General features: G+C 64.0%; 20 protein-coding genes. 15 read left to right on the top strand and 5 right to left on the bottom strand.

All coding sequences use genetic code 11. The features are described from left to right. Nucleotides 1-52 precede the first annotated feature (52 nt). The 3 genes from ACX36O_RS07050 to ACX36O_RS07040 all read left to right on the top strand — a co-directional run bounded on the left by ACX36O_RS07050 (nt 53) and on the right by ACX36O_RS07040 (nt 3,588). On the top strand, nt 53-1,027 hold the full coding sequence (locus ACX36O_RS07050; RefSeq protein ID WP_091815543.1) for a DMT family transporter: 975 nt from the start codon (nt 53-55) through the stop codon (nt 1,025-1,027). Next, nucleotides 1,024-2,154 carry an enoyl-CoA hydratase/isomerase family protein gene (locus ACX36O_RS07045; protein ID WP_091814677.1) on the top strand — a complete coding sequence of 377 codons (1,131 nt, stop codon included), beginning with the start codon at nt 1,024-1,026 and terminating at the stop codon, nt 2,152-2,154. Before ACX36O_RS07050 ends, ACX36O_RS07045 begins: the two co-directional genes overlap by 4 nt. Nucleotides 2,155-2,217: 63 nt before the next feature. Continuing rightward, nucleotides 2,218-3,588, top strand: a complete 1,371-nt coding sequence (locus ACX36O_RS07040) for a TrpB-like pyridoxal phosphate-dependent enzyme (RefSeq protein ID WP_371686693.1) — start codon at nt 2,218-2,220, stop codon at nt 3,586-3,588. A 98-nt stretch (nt 3,589-3,686) separates the two neighbouring features. Here ACX36O_RS07040 and smpB read toward each other — a convergent pair whose 3' ends face one another. Further along, nucleotides 3,687-4,166: an SsrA-binding protein SmpB gene (gene smpB, locus ACX36O_RS07035; RefSeq protein WP_091814683.1), complete on the bottom strand. Its 480-nt coding sequence runs from the start codon at nt 4,164-4,166 to the stop codon at nt 3,687-3,689. A 205-nt stretch (nt 4,167-4,371) separates the two neighbouring features. Here smpB and ACX36O_RS07030 point away from each other — a divergent pair, with 205 nt between their 5' ends. The 7 genes from ACX36O_RS07030 to ACX36O_RS07000 all read left to right on the top strand — a co-directional run bounded on the left by ACX36O_RS07030 (nt 4,372) and on the right by ACX36O_RS07000 (nt 10,588). Continuing rightward, nucleotides 4,372-4,812, top strand: coding sequence for a type II toxin-antitoxin system RatA family toxin (locus tag ACX36O_RS07030; protein WP_091814685.1), 441 nt, complete (start codon nt 4,372-4,374; stop codon nt 4,810-4,812). Further along, the gene (locus ACX36O_RS07025) at nt 4,805-5,164 is read left to right on the top strand and encodes an RnfH family protein (protein ID WP_091814688.1); all 360 of its coding nucleotides are present in this window, start codon (nt 4,805-4,807) and stop codon (nt 5,162-5,164) included. Before ACX36O_RS07030 ends, ACX36O_RS07025 begins: the two co-directional genes overlap by 8 nt. A 37-nt stretch (nt 5,165-5,201) precedes the next feature. Then, a complete protein-coding gene (locus ACX36O_RS07020; protein ID WP_371686694.1) occupies nt 5,202-5,549 on the top strand; it encodes a hypothetical protein in 348 nt (115 codons plus the stop codon). A gap of 128 nt (nt 5,550-5,677) precedes the next feature. Continuing rightward, nucleotides 5,678-7,147, top strand: a complete 1,470-nt coding sequence (guaB, locus tag ACX36O_RS07015) for an IMP dehydrogenase (RefSeq protein WP_371686695.1) — start codon at nt 5,678-5,680, stop codon at nt 7,145-7,147. Between the two features lie 78 nt (nt 7,148-7,225). Then, nucleotides 7,226-8,845 carry a glutamine-hydrolyzing GMP synthase gene (gene guaA / locus ACX36O_RS07010; RefSeq protein ID WP_213360748.1) on the top strand — a complete coding sequence of 540 codons (1,620 nt, stop codon included), beginning with the start codon at nt 7,226-7,228 and terminating at the stop codon, nt 8,843-8,845. Nucleotides 8,846-8,982: 137 nt separating this feature from the next. Beyond that, entirely contained in the window at nt 8,983-9,246 is a 264-nt protein-coding gene (locus ACX36O_RS07005; RefSeq protein WP_213362682.1) for a helix-turn-helix domain-containing protein, read from the top strand. A gap of 1 nt (nt 9,247) precedes the next feature. Then, complete coding sequence (locus tag ACX36O_RS07000) at nt 9,248-10,588, top strand: type II toxin-antitoxin system HipA family toxin (protein ID WP_371686696.1); 1,341 nt, start codon at nt 9,248-9,250, stop codon at nt 10,586-10,588. A gap of 100 nt (nt 10,589-10,688) precedes the next feature. Here ACX36O_RS07000 and ACX36O_RS06995 read toward each other — a convergent pair whose 3' ends face one another. Further along, nucleotides 10,689-10,895: a hypothetical protein gene (locus ACX36O_RS06995; protein WP_213360746.1), complete on the bottom strand. Its 207-nt coding sequence runs from the start codon at nt 10,893-10,895 to the stop codon at nt 10,689-10,691. A gap of 283 nt (nt 10,896-11,178) precedes the next feature. Here ACX36O_RS06995 and tadA point away from each other — a divergent pair, with 283 nt between their 5' ends. Beyond that, on the top strand, nt 11,179-12,573 hold the full coding sequence (gene tadA, locus ACX36O_RS06990) for a tRNA adenosine(34) deaminase TadA (protein WP_371698567.1): 1,395 nt from the start codon (nt 11,179-11,181) through the stop codon (nt 12,571-12,573). A 2-nt stretch (nt 12,574-12,575) separates the two neighbouring features. Then, the gene (locus ACX36O_RS06985) at nt 12,576-13,508 is read left to right on the top strand and encodes an LD-carboxypeptidase (RefSeq protein ID WP_371686697.1); all 933 of its coding nucleotides are present in this window, start codon (nt 12,576-12,578) and stop codon (nt 13,506-13,508) included. Nucleotides 13,509-13,592: 84 nt separating this feature from the next. Here ACX36O_RS06985 and ACX36O_RS06980 read toward each other — a convergent pair whose 3' ends face one another. Next, nucleotides 13,593-14,228, bottom strand: a complete 636-nt coding sequence (locus ACX36O_RS06980; protein ID WP_371686698.1) for a riboflavin synthase — start codon at nt 14,226-14,228, stop codon at nt 13,593-13,595. Between the two features lie 64 nt (nt 14,229-14,292). Between ACX36O_RS06980 and ACX36O_RS06975 the strand changes: the two genes are divergently transcribed. The 3 genes from ACX36O_RS06975 to ACX36O_RS06965 are packed head-to-tail and all read left to right on the top strand — an operon-like array spanning nt 14,293 to nt 18,329. Next, nucleotides 14,293-15,684, top strand: coding sequence for a paraquat-inducible protein A (locus ACX36O_RS06975; RefSeq protein WP_213360742.1), 1,392 nt, complete (start codon nt 14,293-14,295; stop codon nt 15,682-15,684). Nucleotides 15,685-15,716: 32 nt separating this feature from the next. Beyond that, on the top strand, nt 15,717-17,591 hold the full coding sequence (locus ACX36O_RS06970; RefSeq protein WP_213360741.1) for a PqiB family protein: 1,875 nt from the start codon (nt 15,717-15,719) through the stop codon (nt 17,589-17,591). Between the two features lie 9 nt (nt 17,592-17,600). After that, on the top strand, nt 17,601-18,329 hold the full coding sequence (locus ACX36O_RS06965; protein WP_488359552.1) for a PqiC family protein: 729 nt from the start codon (nt 17,601-17,603) through the stop codon (nt 18,327-18,329). 56 nt (nt 18,330-18,385) lie between these two features. Here ACX36O_RS06965 and ACX36O_RS06960 read toward each other — a convergent pair whose 3' ends face one another. Beyond that, the gene (locus tag ACX36O_RS06960) at nt 18,386-19,249 is read right to left on the bottom strand and encodes a YdcF family protein (protein WP_488359551.1); all 864 of its coding nucleotides are present in this window, start codon (nt 19,247-19,249) and stop codon (nt 18,386-18,388) included. Beyond that, nucleotides 19,246-20,355 carry a ferrochelatase gene (gene hemH, locus ACX36O_RS06955; RefSeq protein WP_371686700.1) on the bottom strand — a complete coding sequence of 370 codons (1,110 nt, stop codon included), beginning with the start codon at nt 20,353-20,355 and terminating at the stop codon, nt 19,246-19,248. The genes ACX36O_RS06960 and hemH overlap by 4 nt, the downstream gene beginning before the upstream one ends. Between the last annotated feature and the right edge of the window lie 201 nt (nt 20,356-20,556).

The following is a 20,556-nucleotide window of genomic DNA, read 5'->3' as shown; positions in this document are numbered from 1 at the left end:
GTTGCGTTCCCTGTTGCCTGCCGCCATGAGCCACCGGCGCGCGGTTGTCGTGATGACGCTGGCCACGCTGCTGTGGGCTACGGCGGGGGTGTTCACGCGCCAGATCACGGGGGCACAGGGTTTCGAGATCACCTTCTGGCGCAGCGTGCTGGCGCTGGCTTCCATGCTGCTGTTGCTTCGCTGGTGGCGCGGGCCGGGATTTTTCGGCCGCATTCCATGGCGCGAACCGGTGCTGTGGCTGTCCGGTTTGTGCTGGGCCACCATGTTTACCGCCTTCATGATGGCGCTGAGTTTTACCACCGTGGCCAACGTGCTGGTGCTTTCGGCGCTCGGGCCGGTATTCACGGCGCTGGTGAACCGCTTCGTACTCGGCAACCCCTTGCCGCGCCGCACCTGGATGGCCATTGCGACGGCAGGAGCTGGAATTTTCTACATCTACGCCGCGCAGCTTACCTTGGGGCACGATCGCAAGCTGATCGGTTCGCTGATTGCGCTGTTGGTTCCGGTGGGCGCTTCCGCGCAATGGATCCTGATGCAGCGCGAGCAGCAGCGCGTTCGTAGACTGACGCCACAGCGGCTTACGACCGAATTGCTGATCGAGCAGGGCGTTATGCCGGATCAAGGGAGCAAGGCGCAAGTGCTACCAACAGAAGACGTCCTGCCTCAACAGATGCCCGCTCCGGCCATCCGCGACATGGTTCCTGCACTGCTGATCGGCGCCGCGCTTTCGGCACTGATATGTCTGCCATTTGCCATTCCCTTTCAGGCCACTCTTGCGGACATGGGCTGGCTCGCGCTGCTCGGCATGGTGCAGTTGGCCATTCCTTGCAGCATGGCGGTGGTGGCTTCGCGCGTATTGCATGCACCGGAACTGTCGCTTCTGGCTTTGCTCGAGATAATTTTTGGCATACTTCTGACTTGGTGGGGTGCGGGCGAAATTCCTGGCCCCAACGTAGCCATCGGCGGCGCGCTGGTCATAGTCGCGCTCGCCCTCAATGAAATCCTCGGATGGAGACAATCGGAATGACGCAAGCGAGACAATGGGCCACCACGGACGTGCTGGAAGAAGTACGAGGTGGTGTCGGTTTCATCACCCTCAACCGTTCGAAGGCGCTCAATGCCTTGTCGCTCGCCATGGTGCGCGCCATGTACGAGATCCTGCTGGACTGGAAGGACAACCCGGCAGTCAAGGCCATCGCGATCCGCGGCAGCAACAAGGAAGGCCCCTTCGGCGCCTTCTGTGCCGGTGGCGACATCCGCTTTTTCCATGAGCAAGCCGAGCATGGCAACCCCGAGATCGAGGACTTCTTCACCGAGGAATACACCCTCAACAATCTGATCCCGAACCTGGGCAAGCCCTATATCGCCTTCATGGACGGCATCGTGATGGGTGGCGGCATGGGCATCAGCCAGGGCGGTACCGACCGCATCCTGACAGAGCGCACGCGCATGGCCATGCCCGAGACCCTGATCGGCCTGTTCCCCGATGTGGGTGGCGGCTATTTCCTGAGCCGTTGCCCGGGCCACACAGGAGAGTGGCTGGGTCTGGCTGGCGACCACGTGATGGGCGGCGACGGTCTGAGCATCGGCTGGGGTGACCATTTCCTTTCCAGCAGCCGCCAGGCTGAAGTGTGGCAGGCGCTGGGCGAGCAGGACTTTTCGTCCGGTGAGGCGGCCCGGCAATGGCTGCGCGGCCAGTGCGAACCGGCTCCCGCCGTGAGCGAGGCTTTTACCAAGGCGCGCGAGGAGGCCGAGCAATTCTTCGGTGCCGGCGATTTCAACGCCATCCTGAAGGCTCTGGAGGCCGCTACCGACAACGCATGGGCACAGAAAACCGCCCAGGCACTGCGCAAGCGTTCGCCGCTGATGCTGCATGTGGTGTTCGAGCAGATCCGCCGCGCCCGCGGCATGACGCTGGCCGAAGACCTGCGCATGGAGCGTGATCTGGTGCGCCACTGCTTCTTCCCGCAGCACATGGGCCGCAAGGCGGTGAGCAGCGAAATCATCGAGGGCATCCGCGCCCTGGTGGTGGACAAGGACAACAACCCGCAGTGGGATCCCCCGCGCGTGGAGGACGTCACGCCCGAGATGATCGAGGCCTTTTTCGAGAGCCCCTGGCCGGCCAGCGTGCACCCGCTCGCATCCCTGAAGTAAACGCCGGAACCGGGAGCCACAGCGCTCCCGGTTGCGTCCTTGCGCCGATTTTGAAAGTTCCCCATGAGCAAGCAAACCAAGTACGTGCTCGACGAAGAGCAGATTCCCAAGTTCTGGTACAACATCCAGGCCGACCTGCCAGTGCCGCTGCCGCCCGTGCTGCACCCCGGCACCATGCAGCCGGTGGGTCCGGATGACCTGTCGCCGCTGTTCCCCATGTCGCTGATCCAGCAGGAAGTCAGCACCGAGCGCGAGATCGAGATCCCCGAACCCGTGCGTGACGTGTTCCGCCTGTGGCGCCCGGCGCCGCTCTACCGTGCCCATGGCCTTGAAAAAGCGCTGGATACGCCCGCCAAGATCTTCTACAAGTACGAGGGCGTGAGCCCGGCTGGCAGCCACAAGCCCAACTCTGCCATTCCGCAGGCCTTCTACAACAAGGAAGCCGGCGTGAAGCGCCTGACCACCGAAACCGGTGCCGGCCAGTGGGGCACCTCGCTGGCGTTTGCCGGTTCGCTCTATGGCCTGGACGTGGAAATCTTCCAGGTACGCGTGTCGTACGACCAGAAGCCGTACCGCCGCGCCGTGATGGAAACCTACGGTGCGCGCTGCATCGCCTCGCCGTCCAACGAGACGGAATACGGTCGCAAGGTGCTGGCCGAGAGCCCGGACCATACCGGCAGTCTGGGCATCGCCATCAGCGAAGCCGTGGAAATTGCCGCACAACGTGACGATACCAAGTACGCGCTGGGCTCCGTGTTGAACCACGTGCTGCTGCACCAGACCATCATCGGCCAGGAAGCCATGCTGCAGATGGAGATGGCCGATGCCTATCCGGACGTGGTGCTAAGCTGCACCGGCGGCGGCTCCAACTTTGCCGGCATTGCCTTCCCGTTCATGGGCCAGGCGCTGCGTGGCGGGCCGAAGCCGCGCATCGTGGCGGTCGAGCCCACGGCCTGCCCGTCGCTCACGCGTGGCAAGTACGCCTACGACTTTGGTGATACCGGCCACATGACGCCCATCACCAAGATGCATACGCTGGGCTCCACCTTCACGCCGCCGGGCTTCCACGCTGGTGGTCTGCGCTACCACGGCATGGCGCCGCTGGTGTCGCATGTGAAGGAACTGGGCCTGATGGAAGCGGTGGCTTACGGCCAGCGCGAGTGTTTCGAGGCCGGCGTACTGTTCGCTCGCCACGAAGGCATCGTGCCGGCGCCTGAATCCAACCACGCCATCAAGGGCGCGATCGAGGAAGCGCTGCGCTGCAAGCGTGAAGGCAAGGCCGAGACGATCCTGTTCTGCCTGAGCGGCCACGGCCACTTCGACATGGCGGCCTACACCCGCTACTTCGAAGGCGATCTGCAGAACGAGGTGTACGCGGAAGAGGCGATGGCCGAGGCCATGGCGCATCTGCCGGAAGTGCCCGAGAACGTCTGACGCTGAAGCCCGGTCAAGAAAGCCCCGCAAGCAATTTGCTGCGGGGCTTTTTCATGGTGAACGGCTGGGCCGGTCGTCCTGCGGCGCAGGACGCGTTTTCAGCGGTTGCGGCTCTTCATCGCGCGTTCCACCTCGCGCTTGCCCTCGCGTTCCTTGATGGTGTCGCGCTTGTCGTGCTCGGCCTTCCCCTTGGCGAGGGCGATTTCGCATTTGACGCGGCCGTTCTTCCAGTGCAGGTTGAGTGGCACCAGCGTGTAGCCTTTCTGCTCGACCTTGCCGATCAGGCGCTCGATCTCGTTCTTGTGCATCAGCAGCTTCTTGGTGCGAACGGCATCCGGCGTGACGTGGGTGGACGCCGATTTGAGCGGGTTGATCTGGCAGCCGATCACGAACAGTTCACCATCGCGCACCACCACGTAGCCGTCGGTGAGCTGCACCTTGCCTTCGCGCACGGCTTTCACTTCCCAGCCCTGCAGCACCATGCCTGCCTCGTATTTCTCCTCGAAGAAATAGTTGAAGGCAGCTTTCTTGTTCTCTGCAATGCGGGTTTGCGGGGGGGCTTTTTTCTTGGTGGCCATGACGGATGCGCGAATCTTGTTGTTCTGGTCTGCCGCGCCGGAAACGTGGAGCGGGTGCTTCTGTGGCAGGTGGGGGCTATGTGCCGAGGATCAAGCCGACTGCACCGGTCCGGGAGGACACAGGTCACGGCCGCCCGAGCCACAGGGAAAGCCGGCCATACTACCTGTCATATGCCGTGTTTACAATGGCATAAAGCAGCATTCTATGAAAACAGTCCACAAATCCGTTCTCATCTGGTACAGCCCGGCGGAAATGTACCAGCTCGTCATCAAGTGCGAAGACTATCCGCAGTTTCTGCCGTGGTGCGATTTCGGCCGTGTGCTCGAGCATACGCCCGATGGCATGGTGGCGGAAATCGGCATTGCCATGGCGGGCCTGAAGCAGAGCTTCGTCACGCGCAATGTGCACGTTCCCGACCGCGAGGTGGAACTGAATCTGGTGCGCGGCCCGTTCTCGCACCTGAAGGGGCGCTGGCGCTTCGAGCCGGTGGGTGATGGTACGCAGCGCGCCTGCCGCGTCCATTTCGATATCGAATACGATTTCTCCAGCCGCACCTTGGCCATGCTGGTGGGGCCGATCTTCGAGAAGATTACCAGCACCTTTGTCGACGCCTTTATCCAGCGCGCCAAGAAGGTCTATGGCTGAGACTGGCTGCATTCCGGTGGAACTGGCCTATGCGCCGGCGCCGCGCTCGGTGATCAGCCAGCATGCCGATCTGCCTGCGGGCAGCACGGTGCGGGAGGCACTGGCGCTGTGGCAGCATGCTGAAGTCCAGGCTTGGCTGGCTGCCGATGGTGCGGATGAAACGCTGCAATGCGGCATCTGGGGCCGCAAGGTGGCGCTGGACCATGTCCTACGTGCGCAGGATCGCGTAGAGTTGTATCGTATGCTCCAGGTGGACCCCAAGGTGGCGCGGCGCGAGCGCTTTGCCAGCCAGGGCGCCCGCACGGCTGGCCTGTTTGCCCGCCGCAGGGCAGGGGCCAAGCCCGGATACTGACAAACCCCGCGTGCCTGCACGCAGAAAAGGACTGTTCATGCTGCATCCCTTCGCTTTTCGCAAGAGTCTCGCTCTGTCTGCGCTTGCCGCTGTCGCCTTGCTCGCGGGCTGTGCCAGCACCCTGCCGGGCCAGGGCCCTGTGCCTGCGGCTGCCGAAACCTGGACCAAGCCCGGTGCCACGCTGCAGGATACGCAACAGGCGCTGCAGGCCTGCGGCTACGTCGACCGCTTCAGCATCGGCACCAAGGCCATCGCCAGCCAGTTTGCCTGCATGAACGACAAGGGCTACACCTTCAACGTCAACCGCCAGCTCAGGCGCGAGCACTGCGTCGCCCCGGAAATGCCGGCCGGCTGCGCGGTCTACTGGCATACGCTGAACCGCTGAACGGTGCATTGCATCGCCGGTAAACCGGCCCGTGGTTGACCGCCTGCAACACCCCGGCAGGCGCGAAAGCCTCCGTTGTTACAGGGACAGACGCCTGCGAGTACAATCTTGCTTTTGGAGGAATCCCCATGCGCCTGCTCGGCAAAGCACTCACGTTCGACGACATTCTCCTGGTGCCCGCATACTCCGAAGTCCTGCCCAAGGACACCTCGCTGCGCACCCAGTTCACCCGCAACATCCAACTCAACCTCCCGCTCGTGTCGGCCGCCATGGATACGGTCACCGAGGCACGCCTGGCCATCGCCATGGCGCAGGAGGGTGGCATCGGCATCATCCACAAGAACATGACGGCGCAGGACCAGGCCGCGCATGTGTCCAAGGTCAAGCGCCACGAAAGCGGCATTCTGCGCGACCCGGTGGTGATCACACCGACCACGACCGTGCTGGAAGTCAAGCGCCTGTCCGAGGAGCTGGGCGTGTCCGGCTTCCCGGTGCTGGATGGCGGCAAGGTGGTGGGTATCGTCACCAACCGCGACATCCGCTTCGAAACACGCCTGGATGTGCAGGTCAAGGACATCATGACCCCGCGCGAGCGCCTGGTCACCGCGCCTGAAGGCATTTCGCTGGAAGATGCCAAGGCCAAGCTGCACGAGCACAAGCTGGAGCGCCTGCTGCTGGTGAACGATGCCTTCGAACTGAAGGGTCTCATCCTGGTCAAGGACATCAACAAGCAGACCAATTTCCCCAATGCCGCCCGTGACGACAACGGCCGCCTGCTGGTAGGCGCGGCGCTGGGAGTGGGCCCGGGCACCGAAGAGCGCATCGAGGCGCTGTCTGCCGCTGGCGTGGACGCCGTGGTGGTCGATACGGCCCATGGCCACAGCGCCGGCGTGATTGACCGCGTGCGCTGGGTCAAGCAGAACTATCCGCATATTCAGGTCATCGGCGGCAACATTGCCACCGGTGCTGCTGCCAAGGCACTGGTCGAGGCGGGCGCAGACGCCGTCAAGGTCGGTATCGGCCCCGGCTCCATCTGCACCACGCGCATCGTGGCCGGCGTGGGCGTGCCGCAAATCATGGCGGTAGACAGCGTCGCCACCGCGCTCAAGGGCACGGGCGTGCCGCTGATCGCCGACGGCGGCATCCGCTTCAGCGGCGACATCGCCAAGGCCATTGCTGCCGGAGCCAACACCGTGATGATGGGTGGCATGTTCGCCGGCACCGAAGAGGCACCGGGCGAAGTGATCCTGTTCCAGGGCCGCAGCTACAAGAGCTACCGCGGCATGGGTTCCATCGGCGCCATGCAGCAGGGCAGTGCCGACCGCTACTTCCAGGAAGCGACCAGCGGCAACCCGAACACCGACAAGCTGGTGCCCGAAGGTATCGAAGGTCGCGTGCCCTACAAGGGCTCGGTGCTCAACATCATCTACCAGATGGCCGGCGGCCTGCGTGCATCCATGGGCTACTGTGGTTGCGCCACCATCGACGAGATGCGCGAAAAGGCCGAGTTCGTGGAGATCACCGCAGCCGGTATCCGCGAGAGCCACGTGCACGACGTGCAGATCACCAAGGAAGCGCCGAACTATCGCGCGGACTGAGTCGCCATGCGGCGTCAACACGGGCTGGGACGCACCTGAAATGGTGGCTCAGCCCTTTTTGGTTTAACGGACATTCCCATGCAACACGACAAAATCCTCATTCTCGATTTCGGCTCCCAGGTGACGCAGCTGATTGCCCGCCGCGTGCGCGAGGCGCATGTGTATTGCGAGGTCCATCCCTGCGACGTGAGCAGCGACTGGGTGCGCGAGTTTGCCGCCGACGGCAAGCTCAAGGGCGTGATCCTGTCCGGCAGCCATGCCAGCGCGTATGAGGAAAGCACCGACAAGGCACCCGACGCCGTGTTCGAACTGGGTGTGCCGGTGCTGGGCATCTGCTACGGCATGCAGACCATGGCGCTGCAATTGGGCGGCAAGGTGGAAAGCGGGCACCAGCGCGAGTTCGGCTACGCCGAAGTGCGCGCCCATGGCCACACCGCATTGCTGAAGGACATCGCCGACTTCACCACGCCCGAAGGCCACGGCATGCTCAAGGTGTGGATGAGCCATGGCGACAAGGTGACCGTGCTGCCGGAGGGCTTCAAGCTGATGGCGTCCACGCCGAGCTGCCCGATTGCCGGCATGGCTGACGAGGCGCGCGGCTACTACGCCGTGCAGTTCCACCCCGAGGTGACGCACACGGTGCAGGGCAGGGCGATGCTGGATCGCTTCGTGCTGGACATCTGCAAGACCAATCCCGACTGGATCATGCGCGACCATATCGAGGAGGCCGTCAAGGCCATCCGCGAGCAGGTGGGCGACGAGGAAGTGATTCTGGGCCTGTCCGGCGGCGTGGATTCTTCCGTCGCCGCGGCGCTGATCCACCGCGCCATTGGCGACCAGCTCACCTGCGTGTTCGTGGATCATGGCCTGCTGCGTTTGAACGAAGGCGACATGGTGATGGAGATGTTCGAGGGCAAGCTGCACGCCAAGGTGGTGCGCGTGGATGCCAGCGAACTGTTCCTGGGCGAACTGGCCGGCGTGAGCGATCCGGAGCAGAAGCGCAAGATCATCGGCCGCCTGTTCGTGGATGTGTTCAAGGCCGAGGCGGAGAAGCTGAAGGCGGGCGATGGCGGCCACAAGGGTGCCACCTTCCTGGCGCAGGGCACGATCTATCCGGACGTGATCGAATCGGGCGGCGCCAAGAGCAAGAAGGCCGTGGTCATCAAGAGCCACCACAACGTGGGCGGCCTGCCCGAGCAGCTGGGCCTGAAGCTGCTGGAGCCGCTGCGTGACCTGTTCAAGGATGAAGTGCGCGAACTGGGCGTGGCGCTGGGCCTGCCGCACGACATGGTGTACCGCCATCCCTTCCCCGGCCCGGGCCTGGGTGTACGCATTCTGGGCGAAGTGAAAAAGGAATACGCCGATCTGCTGCGCCGTGCGGATGCGATCTTCATCGAAGAACTGCGCTCCACCATCGAGCCGAACAGCGGCAAGAGCTGGTATGACCTGACTTCGCAGGCATTTACCGTGTTCCTGCCCGTGAAGAGCGTGGGCGTGATGGGCGATGGCCGCACGTATGACTACGTGGTGGCGCTGCGTGCGGTGCAGACGAGCGACTTCATGACGGCGGACTGGGCGGAGCTGCCGTACAGCCTGCTGAAGCGGGTGAGCGGGCGGATCATCAATGAGGTGCGGGGGATTAACCGCGTTACGTACGATGTGAGTTCCAAGCCGCCGGCGACGATTGAGTGGGAGTGAATTTAGGTCCTTCAAGGATTGGCGAAGCTTGACAGCGGGCGCTGGGGGCTGTGAACGCATCGTAGTTGAATTTCAGATATTTGACATATATTTGTTTTTCGGATATCTTGCATTTATTTGCATCTCGGGTATTGGCCATGCCGCCGACGTCACATCCGCTGGTCACTACAGGTCAACTTGGGTCGATGCTGCAGGCTGCGCGCAAGGCTCAGGGGCTGACCCAGTCGGCGCTGGCCAGTCGTATCGGTCTGAGCCAGTCACGGGTCTCTCATCTGGAGCTCAACGCCCACGAACTGAGTGTGGAGCAGCTTCTGGCATGGTGCGCAGCGTTGGACCTGGAATTGGCAATCGGGACCCGGGGTAGCGCAGCAGTGTCGCCAATACCGACCACGGATTGGTGACATGGGACGTCGATCGCACAGCCGCAGCCTGTCTATCTGGACCAACGGTGTTCGCGTGGGGCGGTGGACGATCCCCGCCCGCGGTGAGATGGAGCTGCAGTACGACTCGGGCTGGACGGGGGCTGATATCGGCCGACCGCTGTCGTTGTCGCTGCCGTTCAATCTCCAGAATCTGCCGGTCAAGGGCCAGAAGGTTGCCAACTACTTCGACAACCTGCTTCCGGACAGCGACACGATCCGCCGCCGTGTGGCCGAGCGATTCCGGACGGGCTCGACCGACCCGTTCGATTTGTTGAAGGCCATCGGGCGCGATTGCGTGGGCGCCGTCCAAATCCTGGATGAGGACGAGGTGCCCGCCGACTTCGATCGCATAGAGGGCGTGCCATTGTCCGAGGACGATATCGAGCGGCACCTGATCGAAACCGTTTCGCCGCAGGCCTTCGCTGCGGGCCAGGACCCGGATGCCGATTTCCGTATCTCTCTGGCCGGAGCGCAGGAGAAGACGGCCTTTCTGTGGTGGGGCGGGCAATGGCTCGTGCCGCGTGGTGCCACGCCAACGAGCCACATCTTCAAACTCCCGCTCGGCCTGATGGGCGGGCGGCGGGCGGACTTCAACACGTCCGTGGACAACGAATGGCTGTGCCTGCGACTGCTGAAAGCCTATGGATTGCCCGTGGCTGACGCCCGCATTGCGACCTTTGGGCGACAGCGTGTGCTGGTGGTGGAGCGTTTCGACCGGCGGGTCGCGCCCAATGGGCAGTGGCTCATGCGTCTGCCACAGGAAGACTTTTGCCAGGTCCAGGGCTGCTCGCCATTGCGCAAGTACGAGAACGAGGGCGGTCCGGGGCTCAAGGTCTTGTTCGGCACGCTGCGGCAATCGGTGAACGCCGAGGCCGACATGAAAACGCTGATGGCGGCGCAGGTGCTGTTCTGGTTGCTGCGAGCGCCCGACGGCCATGCCAAGAACTTCAGCATCCAGCTCCTGCCACGCGGGCGTTTCCAGTTGACTCCGCTGTATGACGTGATGTCGGTCTACCCCGTGTTGGGCGATGGCCCCAACCAGTGGTCTCAGTATGAGATCAAGTTGGCCATGGCGCTGCTCGGCAAAAACCGGCACTACGACATGCACGGTATCCAACGCAGGCTCTTCAATGGCACTGCACAGAAAGTTGGCTATGCCGCGACTGCCGAGCCGATCATCGAAGAGCTTCTCGCCCTGACTCCAGCGGCCATTGCCGAAGTGCAAGCCGAAATGCCACCGGACTTCTCACCGCGTGTCGGCGATGCCATCCTGGGCGGGCTTAAGCAGGCGGCGAGAACGCTCGGTGCGATGCCGCCGTAAGCAGGCGGCGAGCAGTATGTTCCAAGGCAAGTTCGAGGGCGTCAAGACTCAGCGGGCTTTGTGCTTTCAGTGAGATTTGCTCTGTAGTCATCCCGCACGATCAGGCGGGCAAGTTCAAGGCGCCATCAATAGCCTCACGCAAGCGCAACAACTCGTCGGTGGAAAGAATGCCGCTGAAGCGCACCCGGTGGTCGGCCCAGCAAGCGGAAGGCACAAACGACGAAATCAGCAGATGGTGTTGATCTCCGTCGATACGCTTGACGATGGCGTCGAGCTGACAGGCCGGGGTGGTTTGGGTGTTTGCCATGAGGTGCTCCGTGGATCCCCGCGAGCCTTGATTCAGGAGGCATGCGAGGCGGGGAGGAGCTCGGCGTGCGACCTTTAGGCGTTGGTGACGCGGCGCCAAGTAGTGCAATAAAGCCCGCGATCAGCTGAAAACTGATGGGGCCAGTGTAGCATTTGGCAGAAGGCAATGCGAAAACGCAGGATGAAATCCTCTCACAGCATGGTTGACGCAGTCTTTGGCCGCGAGGGCGAATTTGGCGCTTTGGCAGTCGGTTGAGTGAACCAAGTTGCGATAGAGTCATGCCATGTCCAGCAGGCAGACTCCCTTGACCCTGAGCCACATGCAAGAGGCGCTGGCCCAGGCACGCCAGGCCGCTGCCGAAGGCGAAATCCCCGTAGGTGCTGTCGTCGTTGCTCCTGACGGAGAAATCATTCTGGGCAAGGGACACAACCGTTGCATTGCCGATCATGATCCGTCTGCCCACGCCGAGATCCAGGCACTGCGTGAAGCAGCGCGCACACTGGGCAACTACCGGCTCGACGGCTGCACCCTCTACGTGACGCTCGAGCCTTGTGCCATGTGCAGTGGGGCCATGCTGCACGCGCGTCTGGAGCATGTCATCTACGCCGTGCCTGATCCGCGTACGGGCGCTGCAGGGTCTGTGCTTGACCTGTTCGCTCCATCTGGCATCAATCATCAGACCACGGCCAGCTTGCTGTCAGACACTGAGGGCGGCTTGCAACTCAGGCAGCAATGCGCCGATCTGCTCACCGGCTTTTTCCGCGCGCGCCGCCAGCAGCAGGCGCAGCAGCGTCAGCACGCAGCCAGTGCGCCGCTGCGGGAAGATGCGCTTCGCCCATCGGCCAAGTCGCTGAAAGAAGAGGGCGTTCTGCAGCCCGGGTCGCGATGGACGCTGGTACCAGACCCCGGTACCCCGACAACTGCTGCCTGGCGCGTGCATCACCTGGAGCAGGGCGATCCTGCTGCACCCACTGTGGTGCTGCTGCATGGCTACGCCGGCCACGCCGGACTCTGGCAGGAGCTCAGTGATGAACTGGCCCACGCCGGTTGGCGCACGCTGGCTCCTGATCTGCCCGGCCATGGCCTCAGTGACAAGCCACGCCAACCGGCCTTGCATAGTCTGCCGTGGCATCAGGCGATGCTGCAGACGTGGCTGGAGCGCCAGAATTTGCCGACAGGCTGGTTGCTGGTCACTCTTGATCAGGCCGCCTTGCTTGTACCCGGGGATCTTCCCCCCAGCCGTGTCCTGGCACTCGAATCGGGGGAGGCACCCATTGCGTGGCCAGACGACCCAATCCTGGCTTCTTCTGACCACACGACGGGTCGGGCAGCCGCCCAGGACTGGCGCCTGCGCTGCCAACGCAGCCCGCGCTTCGATCTGCCGCAGCACTGGGCGCTCGACGATCAGCCTGCGCTGGAAGTTCTGTGTCAAGCATGCTATCCCGACCCGGGCCACCGTGGCGCGCTGCGCTGGCCGCTGTTTGCTGGCCAGCCTCCGAGCGCGGATGATTTCGATTGGTGGCAGCACCACGGCCGACGCCTTCCCGTGCAGCCGCTGGAGCCGGCCCCGGTCAAGCTCCCGCAACCCGGCGCTCGCATCCGCGCCGCCCTGCGGCACAATACTCCCCAGATCCTTCAATGGCTGGAGCAGCACCGCGCTGCCCGGTCCGCATCCTGACCATGGCCCACATCTACATCTATTCCCCCTCCGGCGCAGTGCGCGACAAGACGGCATTCCGCCGCGGCATCAAGCGCCTGCAGACGCTGGGGCACGAGGTGGAGGTGGATCCTGATGCGCTCACCAGCTTCCAGCGCTTCGCCGGCGACGATGCCACGCGCCTCGCTGCCATTGGCCGGGCTGCCGCCAGTGGCGCCGATGTGGCGCTGACCACGCGCGGCGGCTATGGCCTCACGCGCATCCTGCCCGACATTCCCTACCAGCAGCTAGCCAAGGCCATTGACAAGGGGACCCGCTTCGTCGGTCTGAGCGATTTCACGGCGCTGCAACTGGCGCTGCTGGCGCAAGTCGGCAACGAGGCCGTCACCTGGGCCGGCAATCTGCTGATCGACGACTGGGGCAAGACCGAAGAGCCGGACGAAATCACGCAGGCCTGTTTCGAGGAGATGCTGGACGGTAGCAGCGAAGGTGCTGGTTGGTACGTGACGAAGCGCGAAGAGCCGGATGCCGAACTGGTGACCCTGCGCGAGCCGATCGACAACGCAACGCTGTGGGGCGGTAACCTGTGCGTGCTGACCAGCCTGCTGGGCACGCCCTATTTCCCGAAGGTGGAGCAGGGTGTGCTGTTTCTGGAGGATGTGGCCGAGCATCCCTACCGCGTCGAGCGCATGCTCACGCAACTGCTGCTGGCCGGTGTGCTGGACAGGCAGCAGGCCATCGTGCTGGGCCAGTTCAGCGATTACAAGCTGATTCCGCATGACAAGGGCTTCGGCATGAAGGCCGTGGTGCAGTGGCTGCGCACGCGCACCAAAACTCCTGTCTTTACCGGCCTGCCGCATGGCCATGTGCCGACCAAGGTGCTGCTGCCTGTGGGCGCCAAGGTGGAGATGGCCGCCGAGGGCCGTGATCGCTTGCTGGTGTGGGGCCACCAGTAAGGGCAGCCAGGCATCCGCGGGCCGCACAAAGCAAAGAGCCGGGCAGGGCCGGCTCTTGCGTTCATGCAGGGCTGAACCGCCTGCTTACTTGCCCGCCGTCAGCATCCGCTCCACATAGCGCGCAATCAGGTCAATCTCCAGATTTACCCGGCTGCCTGCTTTCAGCACATGCAGCGCAGTGTTCTGCACCGTGTGAGGAATCAGGTTGATGCTGATTTCGCAGCCAAAGCCGTCCGCTCCCACCGGCATGTCCTGCACGTGGTTCACGGTCAGACTCACGCCATTGACGGTGATCGAGCCCTTGTAGGCCAGAAAACGCGCCAGCGCAGCCGGTACGCGAATGCGCAGTTCCATGCTTTCGCCCACCGGCTCGAAACTGGCCACTTCGCCAATGCCGTCCACATGGCCGCTCACAATATGCCCGCCCAGGCGGTCATGTGAGCGCAGTGCCTTTTCCAGGTTCACGGGGCCAGCGGCGGTCAGTCCCGCCGTCTTGTCCAGCGATTCCGCCGAAATGTCGATGCTGAAGCGGTTGGCCGCCGCGTCGAATGCCACCACCGTCATGCAGGCGCCGTTGAGCGCAATGCTGTCGCCCAGCGCCACGTCGTCCAGATAGCCGGCAGGCGTATCGATGGCCAGGCGCTTGCCGTGGGCGCTGCTTGCGCCCAGATCCTGCACATCCACGATTTTTCCAACTCCGGTAATAATGCCTGTAAACATGGTGCTCGCTGTCCGATGAAAGAGGGCTTTCATTGTATGCCGGGCGCCCCCATTTAACGGAACCATGCCTGTTCAACCCTCCGCCGCCATGCCCCCGCTCGCCGACGACATCACGCGGCTGGAGGTGTGTTCGCAATGCGATAGCGTGGTGGGCCTGAGCGCGCTGCAGAAGGGCGAAACCGCCTGCTGCGGCCGTTGCGGACACGAACTGGAGCGTTTCCACGGCTGGAGCCCGCGCCAGTTGCTCGCCGTGTGCCTCACCGCCTGGATCATGCTGGTGCACGTTCTGGCCTATCCGCTGGTCACGCTCGACGTGCGCGGCAATCTGCAGTCCACCTCGATCTGGGAGAGCATCCTGTTCGCCTGGGAAAGCGGCAACATGGTGGTGGGCTGGATGACCTTCCTCACGGCCGTATTGCTGCCGGTGTCGGAACTGGCAGTAATTACCAGTGCACTCTGGTGCATCAGCGCGCGCGCCTACCCGCGCGTGCTGGTGTGGGCGCTGCGTGCGGTGGAGGTGGCACGCAACTGGAACATGCTGGCGGTGTTCCTGCTCGGGGTGCTGGTGGCGCTGATCAAGCTGACCACGATCGGTTCTCTGGATATCGGCTTGGGCTTGGTGTCGATGTCCGTGCTGGTCGTGCTGCTGGCCGTGCTGGCACGCGTGGATGCACATACCCTGTGGCGCATGGCAGAAGAAAACGGCCTGGTGCCGCAAAGCCATCTCCCGCTCGATCTGGACACCAGCGATCCGCGCTGGCATCGCAGGTACCTGATCTGCCACAGTTGCGGCATGGTGCACAGCGCCCCGCAGGAGGATCTGCAGGAGCAGGGCAAGATGCCCGCCTGCATGCGTTGCGGCGCCACGCTGCGCCACCGCAAGAAGCACAGTCTGGCGCGTTGCTGGGCCTTGCTGCTCACTGCCCTGGTGTTCTACATCCCGGCCAACCTGCTGCCCATCATGGCCACCGGCACGCTTAACGAGCCGCCTACCGAGCACACCATCCTCTCCGGCGTGGTCGACCTCTATCGCTCCGGATCCTGGGGCATTGCCATCGTGGTGTTCGTGGCGAGCCTGGCGGTGCCGGTGATCAAGTTCCTGGTGCTTGGCTGGCTGCTGCTCTCCATCCAGTTCAAGTGGTTGGGCAATGTGTCGCAGAATGCCGTGCTGTTTCGTGCCATGGAGCTGATCGGGCAATGGTCGATGCTGGACGTGTTCGTCGTGGTGCTGCTGGCCGCACTGGTGCACTTCGACGGACTGATGGAAGTCAGGATCGGTGCCGCGGCCTGGTCTTTCGGCACCATGGTGGTGTTCACCATGCTCGCAGCCCAGCATTTCGATCCGCGCCTGTTGTGGGATGCCTACGACGAGGCCTGCGCCGACGCGCAGAACGGCGACTCTCGCGGCACAATGGACCGTTCGCATCCGGCTTCGGATATGCATGAAAGGGCATGAAGCCTGCGCTTCGAGCCCGCTGATCTGCCGACATGGACCCACGTCAAGATTCTTCCACCCCGAACGATGCACCGCAGCCAGCCAGTGCAGCGCCGGCCCGGACCGTGCCAGGCCCGCAGGCAGCACAGCAGGGCACGGATGCCGCCAGCTGCAGCATCGACGGACAGCGCAATGGCGAGCACGACACGGTGCTGCCGCCGCAACCCGTCATCCGCGCCCAGACGCGTCGTCCGCGTTTCTCGCTGATCTGGCTGCTGCCGCTCGTTGCCGTGCTGATCGCACTGTCGATGGCCGTGCACAACTGGTTGCAGACCGGGCCGGTCATTTCCATCCACTTCCAGACGGCCGAAGGGCTGGTGGCCGGCAAGAGCCAGGTGCGCTACAAGGAGGTAGTGATCGGCACCGTGCGCGCCATTTCCCTGGCGGAGCGGGGCGATGGCGTGGTGGTGCAGGTGCAGCTGGAAGGCACGGCGGCCAAGGTGGCCAACTCCGGAACGCGCTTCTGGGTGGTGCGCCCGCAACTGGGCCTGGGCGGCGTGACCGGGCTGAGCACCTTGCTGTCCGGCTCCTATATTGGGACGGACGCAGGCGACTATGCCAATCCCAGACAGACCGAATTCACCGGGCTGGAGCAGCCCCCCGCCGTCACGCGTGACAGCAAGGGCAAGCGCTACTACCTGATGACCAACACCTTGGGCTCCCTGGGCATCGGTTCGCCCGTGTTCTACCGCCGTGTGCAGGTCGGCCGTGTCACGTCCTACGCCCTGGCAAAGGATGGCAAGGGTCTCGGGGTCGAAATTTTCATCGATCAGCCCTACGATGCCTACGTGACGCCGCGCACGCGTTTCTGGAATGCCTCGGGGATCGACTTCTCGGTTGGCTCAGATGGCGTCAAGGTCAATACGGAATCGCTGGCCGCCATCGTGGCAGGCGGTGTGGCGTTTGGCGAGCCGCCCGAGCCCGCGGTGCCGGTCGCTGCCGAACAGGCTGCCCGGGCGCAGGCCGACACCGCGCCGGAAGGCACGCGCTTCCAGCTGTATGACAATCCCAAGATTGCCATGACCAGCCGTGCCGAAGCCCCGGTGGTGGTGCGCATGCGCTATGACCAGTCGGTGCGCGGCCTGACCATTGGCGCTCCGGTCGAGTTGGGCGGCAAGCCCATCGGCGAAGTGCTCGAAACCAGTCTGGACTTCGATCAGGAGCGCAAGAATTTCTTCGTCTGGGTCGATGCGCTGCTGTACCCGCGCCAGATGGGCGATGCCTTCCTGCGCCTGATCGAGGAGGCGGGTGCGAAAAGCCAGGATGCCAGGTCCCAGGACCGTGCCTTCATCCGCTATCTGGTGGAGCACGGCTATCGTGCCAAGCTCAAGACCGGCAACCTGCTGACCGGCCAGCTCTATGTGAATATCGAGCGCGTGCCCAAAGCGCCTGTGTTCGCCGGCCGCTATGACGTGCTGCCGGTGCCATTCCCGACGGTGCAGGGCGCAAACATGGAGCAATTGCAGACGCAACTCTCCAACATCGCCAACCGTCTGGAAAAGGTCAAGTTCGACGAGATCGGCAGCGATCTGCAGAACAGCCTCAAGTCGGCCAGCCGTGCGCTCGATACGGCCAACCGCTCGCTCAACAACCTCACGCCCGAGGCGCGAGTGATGTTGCTCAATGCGCAGAAGGCGCTCAAGTCGGCCGAATCCACCATGGTTGCCGTGCAACCCGCCATGGGCCCAGGCGGCGTTCCGGATCAGGCCAACGAAGCACTGCTCGAGGTGCGCAAGGCCGCACAATCACTGCGCAGCCTGACCGACTATCTCAAGACCCATCCGGACGCGCTGCTGCGTGGACGCAGCGGCTCGGCTCCTGCGCCGGCGCCTGTTCCGATGAACAATGCCCCGCAAGGCGGCGAGTAAGGAGTCGCCATGCGAATACACGAAACCGCAGAACAGCAAGTGGGCACAAGGGCTGCATGTGCCGGGCGCCGCTGCGTTCAGGGGGTGGCCGCGCAAGGTCTGACGCGCTCTCCGCTGCTGGCAGTGGTGGCCTGCATGGCCGTGCTGGCGCTGGTGGCCTGTGCCGGTGGCAAGGAGCCCAGTTTCTACACCCTGCAATCGCCCGCGGAGGCGACCATGACCCCCGCCGTGCGCGCCGCCAGTGTGCTGGTGATTCCGGGCCCGGTGCGTGTTCCGGATGCCCTGGACAAGCCCGAAGTGGTGGTGCTGAGCGGTGCCCAGCAGGTGATTCCCCTGCCGACCGATCTCTGGCGCAGCCAGTTCGGCGAAGAAGTCAGGACGGCCGTAATAGGAGCCGTCCTGGCCGATGGCCGCATCGCCCAGGCGCCAGCGGCCGGCTATGCACAGGGCAGCGCCATCCCCCAATACGCGCTGCATCTGGGTGTGGACCGCATGGATCTGGCTCTGGGCCAGTACGCGCGGCTGGACGCCACCTGGAGCCTGCAGCGCCTGCCTGCCGGAATGTCGGGTGCACCTGTCGTTTGCCGTGCAAGCTGGCAGCGCCCGTTGTCCGGCAACACCGTGCAGGATGCAGTGGCGGCCCAGCAGCAACTCATGCAGGATTGGGGATCACGCATCCGCCGCCAGCTGCTGGGGCAAGCCGGCCTGGCTGGTAGCGTCAGCGGATGTGGGAGCTGAGCACGGCCCGGTCAGCCGCGCGCATGAAGGGTGCTGAACGGCGCTGACGCGCCGGCTCAATGTGCTCCCAGCCGGAGCCCCAGCCACTCCCGGAGCACGCGCCGGCTCGCTGCCAGGCCATGGCCGCTGGGCAGAGCATCCAGCAGCGGGCGCTCATACGGGCAGGTAAACCCCATCGGAGCCGGCACCACGTCCAGCCCCTTGCCCGCAAAGGCCGCCATGCTGCGCGGCATATGCCATGCGTGGGTGACCAGGGCGATCCGGGTGATGCCGCGCTCGCGCAGCAGTTGCGCCATGTTCTCGCCATTCTCCCGCGTGTCGCGCGAACGGGCGTCGGCAAACGCCACCGAAATGCCATAGGTCTGCGGCGCAGCCTGTTCGGCCAGCGTTGCTTCTGCCAGGGGCGCCGTGAGCGTACCTGCGCTCGTCTTGTCGGCATTGCCCCAGCCCACACCGCCTGCGTAGCCCAGTGGCAGCTTCAGCGCACGTGCCAGCAGCGCGCCGTAGCGCAGGCGCTCCATGCTCATGGCGTTGAGTTGCGGACCGGCATATTCGTGAGTATCCACCGATATGCCGCCTCCGAGTACCACCACGGCCTGTATCTGCCGCTGCTGCAATTGCGCCGCGGTTTGCGCCGGATATTGCGGCAGCAGGGTGCGGTCCAGCCACACCGCCACGCTCTGGCACGACAGCAGCCACAGCGCGGCAAATCCGGTGAACACCAGCAGACGCCCTGGCCAGTACACCAGAGGCCGTGCACGCCACAGCAGCCAGAAGCCCGCGAGCAGCACCAGCAGGGGCAGTGTGGGAGGCAGGACAAGCGCTGTCAGCACCGGCTTCCAGGCGCCCAGCGAGAGCAGCCAGGCGCCTGCGTCCGGCAGCTGGAAGCCCGGCAGCAGCGAAGCGCCTGCATCACTCACTGCGCGGCACCCAGAGCCCGCGCCCTGGCGGCGGAAGCGGCCAGGGCGTCACGCTCCTGCTCCCTTGCAAGTGCGTTGCCCTGCAGCGTCTCCCAGCCTGCCAGATGCTGCACGCTGATCGCGCCCAGCGCCTCTATCCAGTCGGCATCGGCATTCAGGCAGGGGATGTAGCCAAAGCGCTCGCCACCCGCCCCGGTAAAGGCATGGCGTACTTCCATGTTGATCTCTTCCAGCGTTTCCAGACAATCGGCAGTAAATCCGGGGCACATCACGTCGATATGGCGCACGCCTTGCTGTGCCAGCGCAATCACGGAAGGTTCGGTATAGGGCTCCAGCCACTTGGCTTTGCCGAAGCGCGACTGGAACGTCATCAGCACGCGTTCGGACGGCAGGCCGAGCGCTTCCTGCAGCAGCCGCGCCGTCTTGCGGCACTCGCAGTGGTAGGGATCGCCGAGCACGTGGGTGCGTTCGGGCACGCCATGAAAACTCAGCACCAGGCGCTCGCCCTGGCCGTTCGCTTCCCAATGCCGGCGCACGCTGTTGGCAAGCGCCTGGATATACAGGGGATGGTCGTGGTAGCGGTTGACGAAGCGCCACTCCGGCACCGAGCGTGCCTGTGCGCTCCACTGGAATACCTTGTCCAGCACGCTGGCCGTGGTCGTGCCCGAATACTGCGGGTAGGCCGGCAGCACGAGGATGCGCTGCACCCCTTCGGCCTTGAGCGCATCCAGCGTGGCATCGAGCCCGGGCTGCCCGTAGCGCATGGCTGCGCGCACCGTCACCGCGTGGTTGCGTGCCTGCAGCCATTCCTGCAGCAGCTGCGCTTGCCGCTGTGTCCAGACCAGCAATGGAGAACCCTCCGGCATCCACACCGATTCGTATTTCTTTGCAGAAACGGCCGGGCGGGTGCGCAGGATCACCCCGTGCAGAATGGGCTTCCAGATCGCGGCAGGGATTTCCACCACGCGCGGATCGCCGAGGAATTCGGCCAGATAGCGGCGCACTGCCGCGGGCGTGGGGGCATCGGGCGTGCCCAGGTTGCAGAGCACAATGGCCGTTCCGGCCTTGCGGCCGTGTTGGTAGGCAGGTTCAGCGCGAAAAGCCATACAGAGGGAGACGATAAGAATGGAGGCCGGACGGCGCCGGCAGAAGAGGCCTATTGTCGCAGACGGGCAAATCACCCGCCGACACGCCGCATTCGCAGCCTGTTGCACAAAAAGTGGGACTATCTGCTTGCAGCGCAGGCAATTGTCCCCAGCTATGTTATCGTGTGCCTCTTTCCACAATAAACAAACACGGAGAATATC

It is taken from the genome of Brachymonas sp. KE5, assembly GCF_057773645.1.
This window is presented reverse-complemented; position numbering and strand designations above follow the sequence as displayed.